This is a genomic window from Halovivax limisalsi (genome assembly GCF_023093535.1).
Classification (GTDB): domain Archaea; phylum Halobacteriota; class Halobacteria; order Halobacteriales; family Natrialbaceae; genus Halovivax; species Halovivax limisalsi.
The window spans coordinates 2,865,704-2,881,502 of record NZ_CP095757.1 but is presented as its reverse complement, the minus strand read 5'-3'; the positions used below and the strand labels follow the sequence as shown (position 1 = coordinate 2,881,502).

At 68.6% G+C, this 15,799-nt stretch carries 12 protein-coding genes and 1 pseudogene; 9 read left to right on the top strand and 4 right to left on the bottom strand.

Going from position 1 to position 15,799, the window contains the following annotated elements; all coding sequences use genetic code 11:
- Positions 1 to 133 precede the first annotated feature (133 nt).
- Positions 134 to 874: an MBL fold metallo-hydrolase gene (locus MXA07_RS13465; protein WP_247729110.1), complete on the top strand. Its 741-nt coding sequence runs from the start codon at positions 134 to 136 to the stop codon at positions 872 to 874.
- Positions 875 to 1,333: 459 nt separating this feature from the next.
- Here MXA07_RS13465 and MXA07_RS13460 read toward each other — a convergent pair whose 3' ends face one another.
- Together MXA07_RS13460 and rqcH are read right to left on the bottom strand one after the other, a co-directional pair.
- Complete coding sequence (locus MXA07_RS13460; RefSeq protein WP_247729109.1) at positions 1,334 to 2,401, bottom strand: mRNA surveillance protein pelota; 1,068 nt, start codon at positions 2,399 to 2,401, stop codon at positions 1,334 to 1,336.
- A gap of 93 nt (positions 2,402 to 2,494) precedes the next feature.
- The gene (gene rqcH, locus MXA07_RS13455) at positions 2,495 to 4,699 is read right to left on the bottom strand and encodes a ribosome rescue protein RqcH (RefSeq protein WP_247729108.1); all 2,205 of its coding nucleotides are present in this window, start codon (positions 4,697 to 4,699) and stop codon (positions 2,495 to 2,497) included.
- A gap of 149 nt (positions 4,700 to 4,848) precedes the next feature.
- On the opposite strand from rqcH, the gene MXA07_RS13450 reads away from it, so the two are divergent.
- Complete coding sequence (locus MXA07_RS13450) at positions 4,849 to 5,085, top strand: hypothetical protein (protein WP_247729107.1); 237 nt, start codon at positions 4,849 to 4,851, stop codon at positions 5,083 to 5,085.
- An 85-nt stretch (positions 5,086 to 5,170) separates the two neighbouring features.
- On the opposite strand, the gene MXA07_RS13445 is transcribed toward MXA07_RS13450, so the two are convergent.
- The gene (locus MXA07_RS13445; RefSeq protein WP_247729106.1) at positions 5,171 to 6,835 is read right to left on the bottom strand and encodes a tRNA uridine(34) 5-carboxymethylaminomethyl modification radical SAM/GNAT enzyme Elp3; all 1,665 of its coding nucleotides are present in this window, start codon (positions 6,833 to 6,835) and stop codon (positions 5,171 to 5,173) included.
- 194 nt (positions 6,836 to 7,029) lie between these two features.
- Between MXA07_RS13445 and mbhE the strand changes: the two genes are divergently transcribed.
- The 7 genes and pseudogenes from mbhE (at position 7,030) to mnhG (ending at position 13,556) form a co-directional block, all read left to right on the top strand.
- Complete coding sequence (gene mbhE, locus MXA07_RS13440; RefSeq protein ID WP_247729105.1) at positions 7,030 to 9,405, top strand: hydrogen gas-evolving membrane-bound hydrogenase subunit E; 2,376 nt, start codon at positions 7,030 to 7,032, stop codon at positions 9,403 to 9,405.
- Between the two features lie 79 nt (positions 9,406 to 9,484).
- Positions 9,485 to 9,949, top strand: coding sequence for an MnhB domain-containing protein (locus MXA07_RS13435; protein ID WP_247731756.1), 465 nt, complete (start codon positions 9,485 to 9,487; stop codon positions 9,947 to 9,949).
- Complete coding sequence (locus MXA07_RS13430) at positions 9,946 to 10,332, top strand: sodium:proton antiporter (protein ID WP_247729104.1); 387 nt, start codon at positions 9,946 to 9,948, stop codon at positions 10,330 to 10,332. The genes MXA07_RS13435 and MXA07_RS13430 overlap by 4 nt, the downstream gene beginning before the upstream one ends.
- Positions 10,333 to 10,382: 50 nt before the next feature.
- A complete protein-coding gene (locus MXA07_RS13425) occupies positions 10,383 to 12,083 on the top strand; it encodes a complex I subunit 5 family protein (RefSeq protein WP_247731755.1) in 1,701 nt (566 codons plus the stop codon).
- A 41-nt stretch (positions 12,084 to 12,124) separates the two neighbouring features.
- Positions 12,125 to 12,673 (top strand): annotated as a pseudogene (locus tag MXA07_RS13420) (Na+/H+ antiporter subunit E); the annotation flags it as partial.
- A gap of 175 nt (positions 12,674 to 12,848) precedes the next feature.
- The gene (locus MXA07_RS13415; protein WP_247729103.1) at positions 12,849 to 13,136 is read left to right on the top strand and encodes an MrpF/PhaF family protein; all 288 of its coding nucleotides are present in this window, start codon (positions 12,849 to 12,851) and stop codon (positions 13,134 to 13,136) included.
- A 3-nt stretch (positions 13,137 to 13,139) separates the two neighbouring features.
- On the top strand, positions 13,140 to 13,556 hold the full coding sequence (gene mnhG / locus MXA07_RS13410) for a monovalent cation/H(+) antiporter subunit G (protein WP_247729102.1): 417 nt from the start codon (positions 13,140 to 13,142) through the stop codon (positions 13,554 to 13,556).
- A 69-nt stretch (positions 13,557 to 13,625) separates the two neighbouring features.
- Here mnhG and MXA07_RS13405 read toward each other — a convergent pair whose 3' ends face one another.
- Entirely contained in the window at positions 13,626 to 15,773 is a 2,148-nt protein-coding gene (locus tag MXA07_RS13405; RefSeq protein ID WP_247729101.1) for an OB-fold nucleic acid binding domain-containing protein, read from the bottom strand.
- Between the last annotated feature and the right edge of the window lie 26 nt (positions 15,774 to 15,799).

Genomic DNA, 15,799 nt, shown 5'->3' with positions numbered 1-15,799 from the left:
GCGGCGGACGACCGGTCGAGAGCAGCAGTCGCACTGTTGGCTGTCACCACCCGTCACGGTGCGAGTCCGCTATCGACGGTCCGCTGATGGGCTCGTCGCAACGTTTTTCCACGAACCCCGTGGAGGGCAACGTATGCAGGTGACGTTTCTGGGAACCGGCGCGGCGATGCCCACCGGCGACCGGTATCAGGCGGGGATCGTCGTCCAGGAGGACGATCGAACGGTCCTGCTCGACTGCGGATCGGGCGTCCTCCAGCGCCTCCAGCAGTCCGGCATCGGGTACGAGGCCGTTTCGTCGGTGCTCGTGACCCACCACCACCTCGATCACGTGGCCGACCTCCTCCCGTTGATGAAGGCCCGCTGGCTCGCCGGCGAGGAGCACCTGGAGATAGTGGGCCCGCAAGGGACCAAGGAGCTGGTCGACGGCCTGCTCTCCGTCTACGAGTACATGGACGGTCGGATCGACCTCCGGGTTCGCGAGGTCGTCGCGGGTGAAGCGTTCTCCGTGGCCGGGTTCGACGTCGAGGGCTACGAGACGCGCCACTCCCTTCCCTGTCTGGCCTACCGGTTCGACGATCGCTTCACGTTCAGCGGCGACAGCGAGGCCTTCGCCGGCCTGGCGAACTTCGCCGACGGGTCGGCCATCCTGGCTCACGACTGCTCGTTCCCGGACGACGTCGACGTTTCGAACCACCCGACGCCGAGCGAACTCGGGCAGGTTCTCGCGGGCGTGGAAATCGGCCGTGTGTATCTGACGCACCTCTACCCGCACACGAGCGGGCGACAGGAGGAGATGCGCCGCTCGATCGGCGAGCACTACGACGGCGACGTGCGATTCGCGGAGGATTTACAGCGGGTCTCGATCTCGTCGTAAGCGAGCTCCCCGGAGTGACGAAGGATAGCGAGGTGCGTTTTCTCCGGCTTCGTCGCCCGTATCGCTAGCTGATCCCTGTCGCCGTCCGGATCGGTAGTCTCATGACTACTGACGGAGGGTCGTCTTGAAAAGAAGTCGCGGATCAATTTGCGATACGGCGCTCTGTTTCGGAAGGGTTCGCCCCCGATATCGTCAGTCCTATTCGTCTTCTTCGGCACCTCCCTTGGTTCGGTTCTCGTCGCTCGCTGGTTCTGCTGATTCGTCAGTTTCTACGTCGACGTCCTCGCCGGTCATCGTCAGGTCCGCTTCGAACGCCTCGGTATCTCCGTCCTCGACCGGCCCGAGGCGGCGGTCGGCGACTGACGAACCGTTTTGGTATCGTAACCCGATCGCTTCGACACCCGCTCGGCCAGATGCGGTCCGGCAGGGGCCGCATCCGCAACCGGTCGACCCCGTCGATCACTGCACGCGATATCGCAACAGGGCCGCGATCCCCCCGAGATTCGAGAGCTGTTGGCCCGGCGGGAACTCGCTCGAAAAGACCGTCACTTCGCCGCCTTTCTGTTCGGTCGTACGGACGAGGTCGTCGACATTGACCGCCCAGTCGCCGTCGGGTCCGCGCTCCGTCCGGAGCCGATCGTCGACGATCAACAGTTCCTCGATGGCGCCGTACTCGGCGGCTTGCTCGACTTCTTCCGGGCCGTAGGCGGCCTTCGCCCCCTCGGCGATCCGGCGAGTCAGCTCGTCGATCGCCTCGGCCTCGGCCTCGATGCGGGTCTCTTCCTGGACGTCCGCGACGGCGCCGCGTTTGAGGACTTCGTGGACGCCGCGATCGCCGACGCTCGCCGTGTCGACCATCGTGATCTGGTCGGCGACATCGGGCGCCTCGTCCTCGAGGTACTTGTAGGCGTCCTGCTTCGTGAAGCCGGGCCCGGCGAGGATGATCGCGTCGACGTCGAGGCGACGGAGGACGTCGGTCAACTCGGAAAAGAGCGCGGTACGATCCTGCGCGTCCTCGTTCTTCCCGGTCGAGCCCGTAACCGTTGCCCGCTCCTCGGTGCCGTACTGGGCGACGCTGTGGACGTGGGCTCGACCCTCCTCGACGGTGGCGATGGCGACGTCCGGGTTTTCGGTCGCCTCTTCGGCTTCCTCGAGGCGGCGTTCCTGATCCGGTTTCCAGTACTTCTCGATCGAGAGTTCGTCTCGCTCCTCCACGTTGAGCGTGTGGTGAAAGCCGAGTTGATCCTCCCGGGAACAGGCGACGATCTCCCCGGACACGCGCAGCCGGTTCGCGAATCGGTGGAACTCCACCTCGTCGACCGCCAGGGCGACCCACATGTGCTCGCGCTCGCCGCCCGTGTCGCGCATTTTGTCGTCGTTGCGCTGGATGCGCCGGGTGGTGTCGCCGGCCACCCGGTCGCCGGGTTCGAGGACGTACTGGAGGTGCCAGAGGTCGTCGACGCTCTCGGGGACCACCGTCAGGCGCTCGCGACCGCCGTCGAGCGGCTCCCGGTCTCTGACCTGCATGGGCGAGTGTTTCCGTGGGAGGGGTAAGTGGGCACCGATGTGAGGGCGTCAGGGCGAGCGCGTCCGGAGTGGGCTGCGGTTCGAGACCGGCGGTCAGTCGTCTTTGATTCGGCTCCCGCCCGGGGGCAGGAAGTGCTGAATCCGGTCCGGGCTGGCAACCTTCCGAACGAAGGACTCGTCGGCGAAGCGCTCGCGGAGTTCGCGATAGATCCGCTTCGCGACGTCACCCTGGGCGTAGCGGCCGGGTTCGACCGCGATCGTCGTCACCGATCGGTCGGCGATGGCCGCCGGCGGGCCGCCGATGACCCGGGTCCAGGGCTCGCACTGAACGCCGATCGCGACGCCGACGGGCGTATCGCGGTGGTAGGTGCGATCGCCGCGGATCGCGAAGCCGCCCTTCTCGAGGTACTCACCGCTCTCGGGCGTCTTCGTCACCTGGTCGGCGTCGACGGCGTAGACGTCGCCGGCGTAGCGACCGTCCTTCCAGACCGACGCGTAGGAGACGGCGAACTGCGCGGCCTGCTCGATGCTCGTGTCGGGAAATTCGATGTCGGGCCGCGAGGACTCGCCCGGATCGGTCGCCTTGAGGACGGTGACCGGGCCGCCGTGGGCCTGCGTGTGGAAGACGCGATCGCCCGGTTCGAGGTACTTGTTCACCAGTTCCTCGTTCTGGTCGGCGTTGCGCCCGCCGATGACGAGGAAGTCGTCGCTGGTGTGGACCCAGCGGAAGCGACCGTACCAGGGTTCGTTCTCGCGGATGGGGATCGAGGAGCGGGCCAACCAGTCGATCTCGCGGTCCTCGTCGTTCATTTCCTCGTCCGCGCCGTCGTCTGGCCCCTCTCCGGCCTCCCAGGCGTCGCGGCGGGCTTTCAGATCGGCGAGCGCCTCGCGGGTATCCTCGATCGCCGCTTCGGCGCCGGCTTTCTTTTCCTCGATCCGTTTGGCCTCCGTGTAGAGGCGATCGGCGTTCTTCTCGACCCCCGCGTCGGCCTCGAGCGGGATCCGTTCGCCCTCGACCTGGACGGTGACGCGACCGTTCGCGCCGTCGACGTCGACGACGGCCGCGGCCGCGTCGATGCCCTGGTCGGCGCCCTCGGAAAAGCGGGCGTCGATCTCGTCCCACGGCGTCCCCGACTCGCGGGCCTGTCGAACGGTCGAGAGGATCTCGTCGACGAGTCCGTAGTTGGCGTAGAGCAGCTCCGCGCGCTCGCGCTCGGCCTCGGCCTCGCGCTCGAACTCCTCGATGGCGCCCTCCTGCTGGTCGATGATGCGCCGTTGTTTCTCGATCTCGGCCTCGAAGTCCGGGCGCTGGCTCCCCGGCTCGTCCTCCTGCTCGTCACGTTCGAGTCGGTGAAAGTACTCGTCGAGCGCGTCGAGGAACGAGTCGCGACCCTCGGGTTCGAGCCCCGCGGCCTGGTGCTCCTCGAGCGGGAAGGGCGTGACGTCGACGACTCGTCCGCCGGAATCGCCCGCTGTACCGTCGGTCTCGCCGTCGTCGCTCGACTCGCCCGCGTCAGCGGCCCCCGCCGATTCGGCCCCGTCCGAATCGCGTTCGACGTAGATGCGCGGGTCGAAGGCGCCGGTCCTGACGTCGATCGCCAGTCGCTCGACGGCGCCGTAGAGGCGTTCGTACTCGTCGTCGCCCGCCTCGGCGATGTCGAGCGTCTTCTCGACGCCGGCGCGCGTGCAGATCTCCTCGGCGTAGAGCCCGCCGAAGTTGAGCTGGGTCGCGAGCGTCCGGACGACGTCGGTGTCGGAGTCGGCCATCTGGCGGTCGAACGTCTCGCGCGAGACGGTCAGCGGGTCGACGCGCGATTCCGGAAATTCGTAGCGCGAACCCGGTGCGACGGTCCGGGACTTCAGCCGGACGGTCTCCAGCGAGTCGACGACCTCGTACTCGCCGTCCGTGACCGCGACGTTGCCCTCGCCGAAGAGCTCGACGATGATCCGCGTGGTCTCGTCGTCGCGGTCGAAGACGAACTCGAGGATCCGGTCGAACTCGTACTGCGAGACCTCGACGAAATCGGCGCCGGAGAGCCGACTCCGGAGCATCTTCGCGAAGTGGGGCGGGCGGCCGGGTGCGTCCGGAACGCGCTCGGGCGCGACCGTGTGGACGCGCTTGGTCTCGCCCACCTCGACGAACAGTTCGACGCGACCCCGATCGAAGTCGCGCATCTTCAGCCTGAGCAGGTCGTCGCCGTAGAGGTAGACCTTGTCGACCTTCGCGCCGTCGTAGGCCGACAGCTCCGCGACGACGGCCGCGAGGTCGACGCTCGAAAGCTCCCGCTTCTGGTCCATACTCCAAGTGCCGGACGGGCCCCAAAAGGGGTATCGCTCCGGTCCGGCTGCCGCCCCACCGCAGTCGTCTCTCCTCACGGATGCGGACTGTTCGGTCGACCACCCGTGCCGGCGACGGAGTTAGGTCCGTGCGGTCCCTTGCGGTGTTCGTGACAGATCCAGACGACAGCGATCCGGCCCCGCCCGGTTTCGTCGGCCCGTACCGGGTCGAAACGCTCGACGATCCCGAGCGCGGGATGCGCGTCGGCTGCGAGCGACACGACGAGTGGCAGGTGTTCGACCCCGGCCGCCGGTCGGTGGTGTTTTACTGCCCCGACTGTAGCATGGAGGTCGAAGTGGCGCTCCACGACGATCTCGACGGGCGAGATTGGGGCGAGCGCTGCTAGATCGCAACCGGATCACGGTGAGATCGTCGACGGTTCCACTGGTGATCGTCGACGCTTTCGGGCGAACGGACGAGTCGACGCGCCGTTAGAGCCCTTTGCTCACGTACGGGCCGTCCTGGTGGTAGCCGAGTTTCTCGCGGTAGTACTCGCGGGCGCCGATGCCGGAGATGACGCTGAGCTTCTCGTACCCGGCGTCGGCCGCGAGCGACTCGGCTCGGCCCATCAGCTGCCGGCCGTAGCCTCGATGCTGGTGCTGCCCGCTGTCGCCTTCGGCCGTGCTTCCGACACTCACCTCGCTGCCGTAGACGTGCAGTTCCCGCACGAGCGCGGCGCTCTCGAGTTCCGGTCGGACGGGATCGTTCGGGAAGCGCAGCCGGCAGAAGCCGATGAGGAGATCCTGGTCGAAATCTTCGATCGAGATGAAGTGTTCCGTGCCGCCGCAGGCGTCGTACGTCATGACGTCCAGGTCGACGGAGTCGGGCTTCGCATCGTTCATCCCGACCTCCCGACAGCGAATGCAATCGCAACTCCAGCCGTGTTCGTCCATCCGCTGGCGGGCGAGCTGTCGGAGGTTGGACTTCCAGACGCCGGCGTCGATGAAGTCCGCGGGGATGTCCCGCTGGACGCGCTGAAGGCGGGTGTACCGCGGGATCATGTCCTTGATCTCGGCGATCAGGTCGGCGGCCTCGTCGTTCGTCAGGGGGTCGTACTCGTCGCGGTGCCACCAGTCGTAGGTGGCCGTCCCGCGCACGACGAGCGTGGGGTAGATCTTCAGGTAGTCGGGCTTCCAGGCCTCGTTGTCGAAGAGTTCGCGAAAGTCCTCCAGACACATCTCCTTCGACATGCCGGGCTGGCCGGGCATCATGTGGAAGCCGACCTTGAACGCGGCGTCGCGCAGCCGCCGGTTGGCGTCGATCGACGCCTGGACGCCGTGGCCGCGGTGCATCTCGCGGTTGATCCGCTCGTAGGTGGTCTGGACGCCGACCTCGACCTTCGTCCCGCCGAGGTCGAGCATGCGGTCGATCTGCTCCGGATCGCACCAGTCGGGCTTGGTCTCGAACGTCGTCCCGATGTTGCGGATCTCGTTCGTCTCGTTCTCGGCGACGACGTCCTCGAGGTAGCGCCACTCGTACTCGTCGGGCTCCTGAGCGAAGCTCTCGCCCTCCGCGGGTTCCGGCTCCTTCTCGACGTCGTAGTCGTTCATCGCCTCCAGGGCGCGCTTGACGAACCACTCCTGGTAGTCGTGGCTGCGCGCGGTCATCGTCCCGCCCATCAGGATCAGCTCGACCTTCTCGACGGGGTGGCCGATCTGGCGAAGCTGCTCCAGTCGGAGGGTGACCTGGCCGTAGGGATCGTAGTCGTTCTGGACGCCGCGCGCCGCGGCGGGCTCCTCGCCGGTGTAGCTCTGCGAGGAGGAGAACTCCGAGTCGGGTCCGCCCGGACAGTACAGACACTTGCCGTGGGGACAGCGCTCCGGCGAGGTCATGATGGCGACGGGCGAGACGCCCGAGGCCGTCCGGACCGGCTTTCGCTGCAGGACGGGTTCCAGCGCCTCGCGGTGTTCCTCGCCGGCGTGATCGAGCAGCTCCGAGTTCTTCGGCACCTTCGGCGCCGAGTGCTCCGAACACGCCCGTAACTTCGCGGATTCGAGGTCGTCAGCGTCGATCTCGCCCGAGAGGATGCGCTCGACGAGCGTCTCGCAGACGCGCTCGAAGGCCGCCGTCTCGGTCGGATCCGCCCCGGTACTCATCGCCAGCAATTCACCGCGCACGGCGGTTAAGCGTGTCGTCTCGACACCCGGGATGGCGGCAGTCGATGGACGACCGGTCGGTGGGACAGGTGCTCCTCGAGTGTGCATCGTCCCGACTCGGGGGTGCCGGCCGGGCTCGCCGCCCGCGAGGCGCCCCTTTTATGTCCGATGTGAAAGTAGGTGGGAGAAACTGAATGGCTCCCGAGTTGTCGGTTCTACTCGCCGCTGTGGCGTTGCCCTTTCTCGCCGCCGCGATCACCCCGCTGGCGGCCCGCCTGCTCGGCGAGCGGATGGCCTGGGTCGCCGCAGCGACTGCGCTGGCGAGCTTTCTCCTGCTGGCCTCCCAGTACGGCCGTGACGGAGCCGTCGAACTGGAGTGGATCCCGTCGCTGGACGTCACGCTCCGATTGTACGTCGACGGCTGGGCGCTGCTCTTCGCCCTCCTGGCCAGCGGTGTCGGCGTCCTCGTGTTCGCGTACTCGCGGTCGTACATGCACGACGAGCCGAACCTGGCCAAGTACTACGCCGCCCTGCTCACGTTCATGGGGTCGATCCTCGGCGTCGCGCTCGCGGCCGACCTCGTCTCGCTCTTTACGTTCTGGGAGCTGACGAGCCTCAGCTCGTTCGTGCTGATCGGGCACTACACCGACGACGCCGAATCGATCTACGCCGCGCGGATGGCGATGTTCGTCACCGTCGGCGGCGGGCTCTTCCTGCTCGTCGGCTTCCTGTTTCTCGCGTTCGCCGCGGGGACCACGCTCGGCGGGTCGGCCTTCGACCTCACCGCGATGCTCGCCGATCCGGGGCCGGTCCGGGCGCAACTCCGCGAGAACGACCTGTTCGTTCCGGCGCTCCTGTTCATCGCCATCGGTGCGGGGAGCAAGTCCGCACAGGTGCCGCTGCACTTCTGGCTGCCGAACGCGATGGCGGCGCCGACGCCGGTGTCGGCGTTCCTCCACTCCGCCACGATGGTGAAGGCGGGCGTCTACCTCCTCGGCCGGCTCCGACCGCTGCTCGCGAGCCCGGAGTGGACCTACCTGTTCGCGACCGTCGGCCTGGTGACGATGGCCGTCTGTGCGCTGCTGGCGGTCGCCTCGACCGACATCAAGGAGCTACTGGCGTACTCGACGGCGAGTCACCTCGGGCTGATGGTCGCGGGCTTCGGCCTCGCGCCGACGGTCGGGGCCGACGCCGGCGTCTTCCACCTGTTCAACCACGCGCTGTTCAAGGCGGCGCTGTTTCTCGTCGCCGGCATCGTGGCCCACGAGGCGGGGACGCGCCGCCTCGCGGACCTCGGCGGATTGGGCCGGGACATGCCGATCACCGCGGCCGTTACCGGGATCGTCGCGCTGAGCATGGCCGGAATTCCGCCGTTCAGCGGCTTCTACTCGAAGGAACTGTTGTTCGAAGCCGCCCACGACTCCGTCGGCACGCTCGGCGTCGCCGGCTTCCCGGTCGGCTGGCTCTACGTCGCCCTCGCGGTCTTCGCCAGCATCTTCACCGTCCTGTACTCGCTTCGCTTCCTCGGCCTGTTCCTCGGCGACCAGCCAGAGGAACTGCGCGGTTCGATCCACCGCGCACCGGCGCTGCTGCTCGTCCCGCCTGGAATCCTCGCCGTGCTCACGGCCGTGGTCAGCGTCGCCCCGGGAATCGCGGTGGATGCGATCGTCCAGTCGGCCGCTGACGCGACCGCCGTCACCCCCCACGAGATGCACTACGGGCTGCCGACGTCGTACTCGCCCGCCGTCGGGATGAGCGCCGTCGCCATCGGACTCGGTCTCGTCGCCTACCCCGCGTACGGCCGGATTCACGACGCGGTTCGAACCGCGTCGGCCGCCACGACGGTGGTGAAACCCGGTCAGTGGTACGACGGGATCCTCGTGGGTCTCGTTCGGACGAGCTGGTTCGTCGACAGGCACCTCCAGAACGGCCGGTTGCGAAACTACGCCACGTGGACGTTCGGCGTGACGTGTGCCCTGGCACTGGCTGGCTACCTCGTAGCCGGGGCAGCCGTATCGCTTCCGGCGGGACTCGTCCCGACGCCGGACGGCTCGCTGGCGATCTCGCTTGTGCTGGCCGTCGCCATCGTCGCCGCGCTCGCCGTGGTCCGAGCGCCGACCCACCCGGTCGGCGTCCTCACGCTCTCGATCCTCGGATTCATGGTCGCGATCGTCTACATCCTCGCGAGCGCGCCGGACCTCGCGCTCACGCAACTGGTCGTCGAGACGCTGATCCTGGTCATCTTCCTGCTCGTCATCGAGGAGATCCCCGACCGCGAACAGCTCGACGCTCGGACGCGCGGGCGCGACGTGGCGCTCTCGTTCGTCGTCGGCCTCACGGTCTTTCTGACCGTCGTCCTCGCGACCGACGCCCGGCCCGAGGGCCGGACCGACGTCGCCGAGTTCTACGCGGAGGAGGCCGTCCCGGGCGGCGGCGGGACGAACGTCGTCAACGTCATCCTGACGGACTTCCGCGGGTTTGACACGATGGGCGAGATCGTCGTGGTCGCGATCGCGGCGATCTCGATCATCACGCTGTTCGTCATGCGAACGCGGGGTGAGTCGCCGTGAGCGGACGTCGCTCGTTCGCGTCGGGGCTCTCGACGTCGCCGCCCCCGTCCGTCCCCTCGCCATCTCGGAGGTGGGGCGCGTGACGACGGTCATCATGCGGACGATGGCCCGGGCCGTCGTGCCGATCATCCTGGTGGTCGCCGTCTCGCTGTTCGTCGAGGGTCACAACCTTCCCGGCGGCGGGTTCATCGCGGGCGTGCTCGCGGTGACGGCGTTCGGCCTGCTGTACGTCGCGTTCGGCCTGGACTACCTCGAACGGGGCGTCCTCGACCGGGACGTCGAATCGGGAAAGGAACCGTCGCGGGACCGCGTCGTGCCGGGCTACCGCCGGCTGTTCTCGTTCGGCCTGGCGCTCGCGGTCGCGAGCGGCCTGGCGCCGCTGCTCTTCGACCGGCCGTTCCTCTCCCAGACGTACGTCATCGTCGAGGGCCTGCCGATCTACCACCACGTCGAGGTGGCGAGCGCCCTGGCGTTCGACCTCGGCGTCTTCTGCGTGGTCGTCGGCGGCCTCCTGACGATCCTCTCGGTGGTGGGCGCCGAATGACCGACTTCGTCTTCGCGACGGTCGTCGGGGCGCTGTTCGCCCTCGGAACCTACCTGGTGCTCCAGCGCGATCTGGTGCGGGTCGTCTGGGGGCTCGCGATCGTCAGCCAGGCGGCGAACGTCTACCTGCTGGTGATGGGCGGTATCGCGCCGGCGTCCGCGGACGCCGTCCCCGTCCTCGCCGGCCACGGAGCGCACGTTCCCGAGACGGCCGACCCGCTCGTGCAGGCGCTCGTCCTGACCGCGATCGTGATCGGGTTCGGGATGACGGCGTTCGCGCTGGTCCTGAGTTTCAGGGTGTACGAAGAACACGGCACGCTCGACCTTTCGGCGCTGGAGTCCCCGGAGACCGACGAGGATGGCGACGGAGGTGACTCGGAGTGATCGACATTTCGTTCGGTCCGCTCGTCACTTTTCTCCGGACGACCGCAGTCGTGTCGTCCGTCGACGTCGAGTTCGGTCCCCTCGGCACGCCGGGTGCCGACCAGCTCGTGATCGCGCCGCTGCTGGTCGTTCTCGTGACGGCCGTCGTGACCCTCGCAGCGCGGCCGTACCCCGACGCTCGCCGCGTCATCAGCGTCGTCGGTGGCTTCGCCTACGCCGCGAGCGTCGCGGCGCTGGCCTGGCACGTCGTCTTCGCGCCCTCGGCGGCCGGAACCGCGACCTACCAGGTCGGCGGCTGGGAGACGCCGTACGGCATCGCACTGGTCGCCGACGGCCTGTCGACGTTCATGCTATCGATGGTGGCCGTCGTCGCGGTGGCCTCGCTCGTCTCCTCGGCCCGGTACGCGCCGAACTACGACCGGCGGACCTTCTACATCCCGCTGTATCACTTCCTCCTGCTGGGCGTGACCGGCTCGTTCCTCGCCGGCGACCTGTTCAACCTCTTCGTCTGGTTCGAGGTGCTGCTCATGGCGAGTTACACCTTCGTGGCGTTCTACGGCGAGGCCGAGCACACGCGCGCCGCGTTCTGGTACGTCGCGCTCAACCTCGTCGCCAGCGCCGTCTTTCTGCTCGCCATCGGCGGCCTCTACGCCACCGCGGGGACGCTCAACATGGCCGAACTGGCCAGGCGCATCGCCGAGCCCGCGGCGTACGGCATCGACCCGACACCCACGGTCGGATTGCTCGGCCTCCTCCTCTCGGTGTTCGCGCTCAAGGCCGGCCTCGTCCCCTTCCAGTTCTGGATCCCGGCCGCCTACGCCGCGGCCCCGCCGCCGGTGACGGCCCTGCTCGCCGGCGCCAGCAAGAAAGTCGGCATCTACGCCATCATCCGCATCTCCTTCACCGTCTTCGGCGGGTCGCAACTCGCGGTTTCGGTCCCCGGCACCAGCCTCGCCGGCGAGTCGCCCGTCGCGTTCGTCGGAATCGCCCTGTTCGCGATGGCCGTCGCGAGCATCCTGCTCGGCGGGCTCGGGGCGATCGAACGCGACTCGATGGAGGGCGTCCTCGCGTACTCCAGCATCGGCCAGATCGGGTTCATCGCGATCCCCGTCGCCATCGCGGCGGTCTGGCCCGACCTGCGACACCTGGCGATTCTCGCCGCCCTGGTGTACGCCCTGAATCACGCGGTCGCGAAAGGACTGCTCTTCCTCGTCGTCGGCGCCGTTCGCGACGCGACCGGCACGAGTCACTTCGTCGATCTGAGCGGGCTGGCCGGGCGAGCGCCCGTCCTCGCCGGCTCGTTCTTCGTGGGCGCGCTCGCGCTCGTCGGCATTCCGCCGTTATCCGGATTCTTCGGCAAGTTCCTCGCGTTCGACGTCGCGGTCCGAGTCGGCGAAACGGCGCCCGCGGCCGCCGTCTCGCTCGTCGTCGTCCTGCTCCTCGGCTCGCTGCTGACGATCGCCTACACGACGCGGACCTGGAACCGCGGGTTCTGGGGCGGGCGAACGGACAGCGTCGAGGGCGCCAGAACGGATCCGGTTCTGATCGGCGTCGTCGTCGCGCTCGCGGTCGTCGTGCTCGCGATCGGTCTCGGGTTCGAACCCGTCCACCGGTTCGCCGACGCCGCGGCCGAGTCCGCCCTCGACTGGGAGGGCTACGTCGACGCCGTCGGCGGCGAATCGACCCGGGTTGCGGTCCCCGGTGGCGATCCGACCGCGGACGCGGCGACGCTCTGGGGTGATCGTCCGTGACCGCCGGATCGACGGCCGTCGACGACGAGCCCGGCGGCTGGGTGGTCCGGGCCTGGCCGGTGGTCGGCGTCGGGTTCGCCGTCCTCTGGCTGTTCGTTCGCGGCGTCGCCCCGACGGTCACCGCCGTCACCGGCCAGTTCCTGTTCGGACTCGGCGTCGGACTTCCGGTGGCCTTCGTCGTCCGCCGGCTCTACCTCGACCGGATCGACCTCGCTCGACTCGCCCGCGCCGTTCCCTACGCCGTCCGCTACGTCGTCGCGTTCGGCTACGAGATCGCGTGCGCGAACCTGGACGTCGCCTACCGGGTCCTCCGGCTCGAGCCGGCGATCGAACCGGAGGTGATCCTCGTCCCGCTGCGGGTCCGGACGCCGGTCGCGATCACGCTGATCGCCAACTCCATCACGATCACGCCGGGGACGATCACCCTGGACTACCACGCGGAGACGAACGCGCTGTTCGTCCACGCCATCGACGGCCGCGACCCGGACGCGATCGTGGCGCCGATCCGGTCGTGGGAGGACTACGCCCTCGAGATCTTCGACGAGGAGCGGTCGCCGACCGACGAGGCGCCGGCGATCGTGATCGAGGGGCCGCTGCCGCCGGCGCTGAAGCGAGCGGGCGTCCAGACGGACGAGGCCGCAGATCGAGGGCCCGTCGAGGCGGACGACTCTGCCGCCCGACGCGATGTCGAACGGGACGACTCCGGCGAGCCGACCGACCGGGGCGACGTGGACCTGGACGAACCGACCGATCGAGGCGAGACCGATGAGTGACCCGGGGACGCTGCTCGACGTCACGGTCCGGGCCGCGCTGATATTGGTCGCCGCGCTGTGCGTGCTGAGTAGCTATCGCGTCATCCGCGGCCCGACGATTCCCGACCGCGTCGTCGCCCTCGACGCGATCGCCACCAACGTCGTCGCGATCGCCGTGCTGTTCGCCCTATTGACCGGCCGGGGTCTCTTCATCACCGTCAGCCTCGTCCTCGCGATCATCGGCTTTATCGCCACCGTCGCCGTGGCGAAGTACGTCGACCAGGGAGATATCATCGAGTGAACCATGATCGGGACCGCCATCGTCGCCGTCGAGATCGCGCTGATCGTCGTCGGCTGTTTCTTCCTGACCGTCGGGACGATCGGCCTCCTGCGCCTGCCCAACGTCTACAACCGGATGCACGCGACCAGCAAGCCGACGACGCTCGGCGCGGCGGCGATCTTTCTCGCCGCGTTCGTTCGCTTCGGCCCCGGGAACGAGGGTCTGACGGCGCTCGTCGGGCTGTTCTTCCTCTTTCTCACGGTCCCGACCGGCGCGCACATGATCGCCAGATCCGCCGAGCGGATCGGGGTCCCGTTTCTCGGGAGCGTGACCTGGCCCGGTCGGTCCTCGGCGGCGATCGCGCCCGACGACCAGCGCGACGACGCCGCCGAGACGCGTCCGGCGGGCGCGGACGAGGATCGCGACGCGACTGAGCGCTGATTTATCGCACGCCCCGTCGATCCGGAGACGGGCCGTTCGTTTCGAACCGCAGGATAGCGCGCGACCGCCCTACTCGAGCAGGTCGCCGAGCGCGTCGACTGCTGCGTCCTGGACGGCCTCGCGTTCGCCCTTGAGGAACTCGACGGTCCCGTCGGCGCCGCCGACGACGGTGACGCCGGCATCGGGGACGGCCGTGGCGATCGCGTCGCCGAGGTCGCGGACGTCGACGAAGTCGGTCGTCCGGACCGAGAGTTCGGCCTCGTCGACGCCCAGCGTGGCGAAGGGGCCGTCGGCGCGGTCCCGTTCGCTGCGGTGGAGCGCGTCGAGCAGGAGACCGGTCGGCGGGAAGTCGTAGCGGTGGGTGAACTGCGCGGTGTCGAGTACCGTGACCGTCACGTCGCCCGTGCCGCTGACGGTGGTGTTCTCGCGAGCGGTCGCGAGCTCGGTCTCGAGCTTCTCGCGGAACTGATCACCGACGTGGCCGGCGAGCCCGCCGTTCGAGTCGAACAGCAGGTCGGCGATCAGTTCGCGCTTGTCGTTGTAGGACTGGTAGTGTGCCTCCAGCGCGACCGCGTTGCGCCGATCCGCGAGCGCGTCGGCGTCGAAGCCGGCTTCGCTCGCGAGGTCGACGTAGGACTCCGGCGGCGACTCCCAGTAGCTCAGCGCGGGGAGGTGCCGGAGGTCCTCCCGGACGTCCGCGTTGACGGCCGCGGCGAGCGTCGCCGCGATCGCGGTGGTCGTCAGCGTCTCGTCGCGGTCGCCAGGGGTGACGGCCGTGCGGACCGTCTCGCTGACGGCCGAATCGGCCACGTTCGCGTCGACGACGAGCCGGTCTGCGCCGTACTGGGCGAGCAACTCGTAGGCGTCGGTGGACTCGATCGTCGACCCCGCGTCGACGACGACCACGAGCGGGAGCTGTTCGCCGTGGCGATCGCGGGCGTCGAGCATGTTCGAGACGTCGCCGGTGGCGTCGTCCATGTCGTAGACGGTGCCCTCGAGGGGCCGCCGGGTGACGTAGTGGTAGATCGCGTCGTCGCGCGTGTGCTTGTCCTCGATCAGGGGCAGCAGGGCGTGCTCGATCGCGGCCCCCGCGACGTAGCCGTCCGCGGTGTCGCTGTGGCGGACGACGATCGGACGGGCCTCCATGACGGCGCGGCGAATCGTCGTCGCGGCCTCGGTCAGTTCGTCAGTGAGACCGTCGACGGTCTCGTGCCCGCCGAGCGGGTCGACGCTCGCCGGCCGGGCCTCGTCCTCGATGGCGGCTTCGTGCCGGTCGAGGACGGCCTGGCGTTCGTCGTCGGTCAGGACGGTGAGCGACTCGGTCTCGATCTGGAGATCGCCGTTGTGGCGTTCGACCTCGCCCTCGATCGAGACGACGTCGTCAAGGTCGACGTCCGGGTACGCGCGGACGCCCGCCTCCTCGAACGCGGCGCACTCGATGGTGCCCGTCTCGTCGCGCAGTTCGAAGATGGTCGGCCCCGTCGTCTGCCGGACGCCGGTGACGACGCCGTCGAGCCGGACGATGGCGCCGACCTGGTCGGCCAGCGCGTCGACGGTCGTGCGCGCGAGTTCCGCGTCGGCCGCCGCCTCGGTCGATTCGTCCGATTCCGCGACGACGGCTGCGGTGCCGCCGTTCGTCGAGCCGACCGTCGCGCCGTCGCCGGCGGCTTCGTCCGTTCCGGCCGACGACGATCCGGTGGCGGCCGACTCGTCGGCCGAATCGGTCCCGGTGGTCGTCTCCGTCTGTTCGGTCATCCCCGTCGACTCGTCGTCGGTCTCGGCCGACGCGGGGGTCGTCTCGTCGGCCGACCCGTCGGGCTCGTCGATCGAGTCCGCCTCGTCCAGGCGACGCTCGCCGTCCGGATCGTCGACGACACAGCCGCGGAACTCGTCCCGTCCTTGCCGAATGGACCAGCCGAGGTCGACGTTTCCGTTGTCTCTGACGTCGAGCACCTGGACGAAGACCGTATCGCCGGGTTCCCAGTCGAGACTCTCGAGCCGTTTGTCCAGTTCGCTTCGGTGCAACAGACCGGTGACACGCGGGCCGATGTCGACGAAGACGCCGAAATCGGCGTAGCCGTCGACGGTCCCCTCGTAGTAGCGGCGGGGGGTGAGCTGGGAGGCGTCGGTACCACGGAAGAGGAAGCAAACGTCCTCCTCGTGGAACTCGCACACCTCGCCGTCGACGGGCGTGTCGCAGATGATGCAGGTACCCATCTATCCGAGTAGAGTGCGTTGAGCGT

Bases quoted from the DNA above. Each gene is read 5' to 3' on its own strand.
- rqcH (WP_247729108.1), bottom strand. From the start codon at position 4,699: ATGGACCAGAAGCGGGAGCTTTCGAGCGTCGACCTCGCGGCCGTCGTC.
- MXA07_RS13465 (WP_247729110.1), top strand. From the start codon at position 134: ATGCAGGTGACGTTTCTGGGAACCGGCGCGGCGATGCCCACCGGCGAC.
- MXA07_RS13415 (WP_247729103.1), top strand. From the start codon at position 12,849: ATGAGTGACCCGGGGACGCTGCTCGACGTCACGGTCCGGGCCGCGCTG.
- mbhE (WP_247729105.1), top strand. From the start codon at position 7,030: ATGGCTCCCGAGTTGTCGGTTCTACTCGCCGCTGTGGCGTTGCCCTTT.
- mnhG (WP_247729102.1), top strand. From the start codon at position 13,140: ATGATCGGGACCGCCATCGTCGCCGTCGAGATCGCGCTGATCGTCGTC.
- MXA07_RS13445 (WP_247729106.1), bottom strand. From the start codon at position 6,835: ATGAGTACCGGGGCGGATCCGACCGAGACGGCGGCCTTCGAGCGCGTC.
- MXA07_RS13430 (WP_247729104.1), top strand. From the start codon at position 9,946: ATGACCGACTTCGTCTTCGCGACGGTCGTCGGGGCGCTGTTCGCCCTC.
- MXA07_RS13405 (WP_247729101.1), bottom strand. From the start codon at position 15,773: ATGGGTACCTGCATCATCTGCGACACGCCCGTCGACGGCGAGGTGTGC.
- MXA07_RS13460 (WP_247729109.1), bottom strand. From the start codon at position 2,401: ATGCAGGTCAGAGACCGGGAGCCGCTCGACGGCGGTCGCGAGCGCCTG.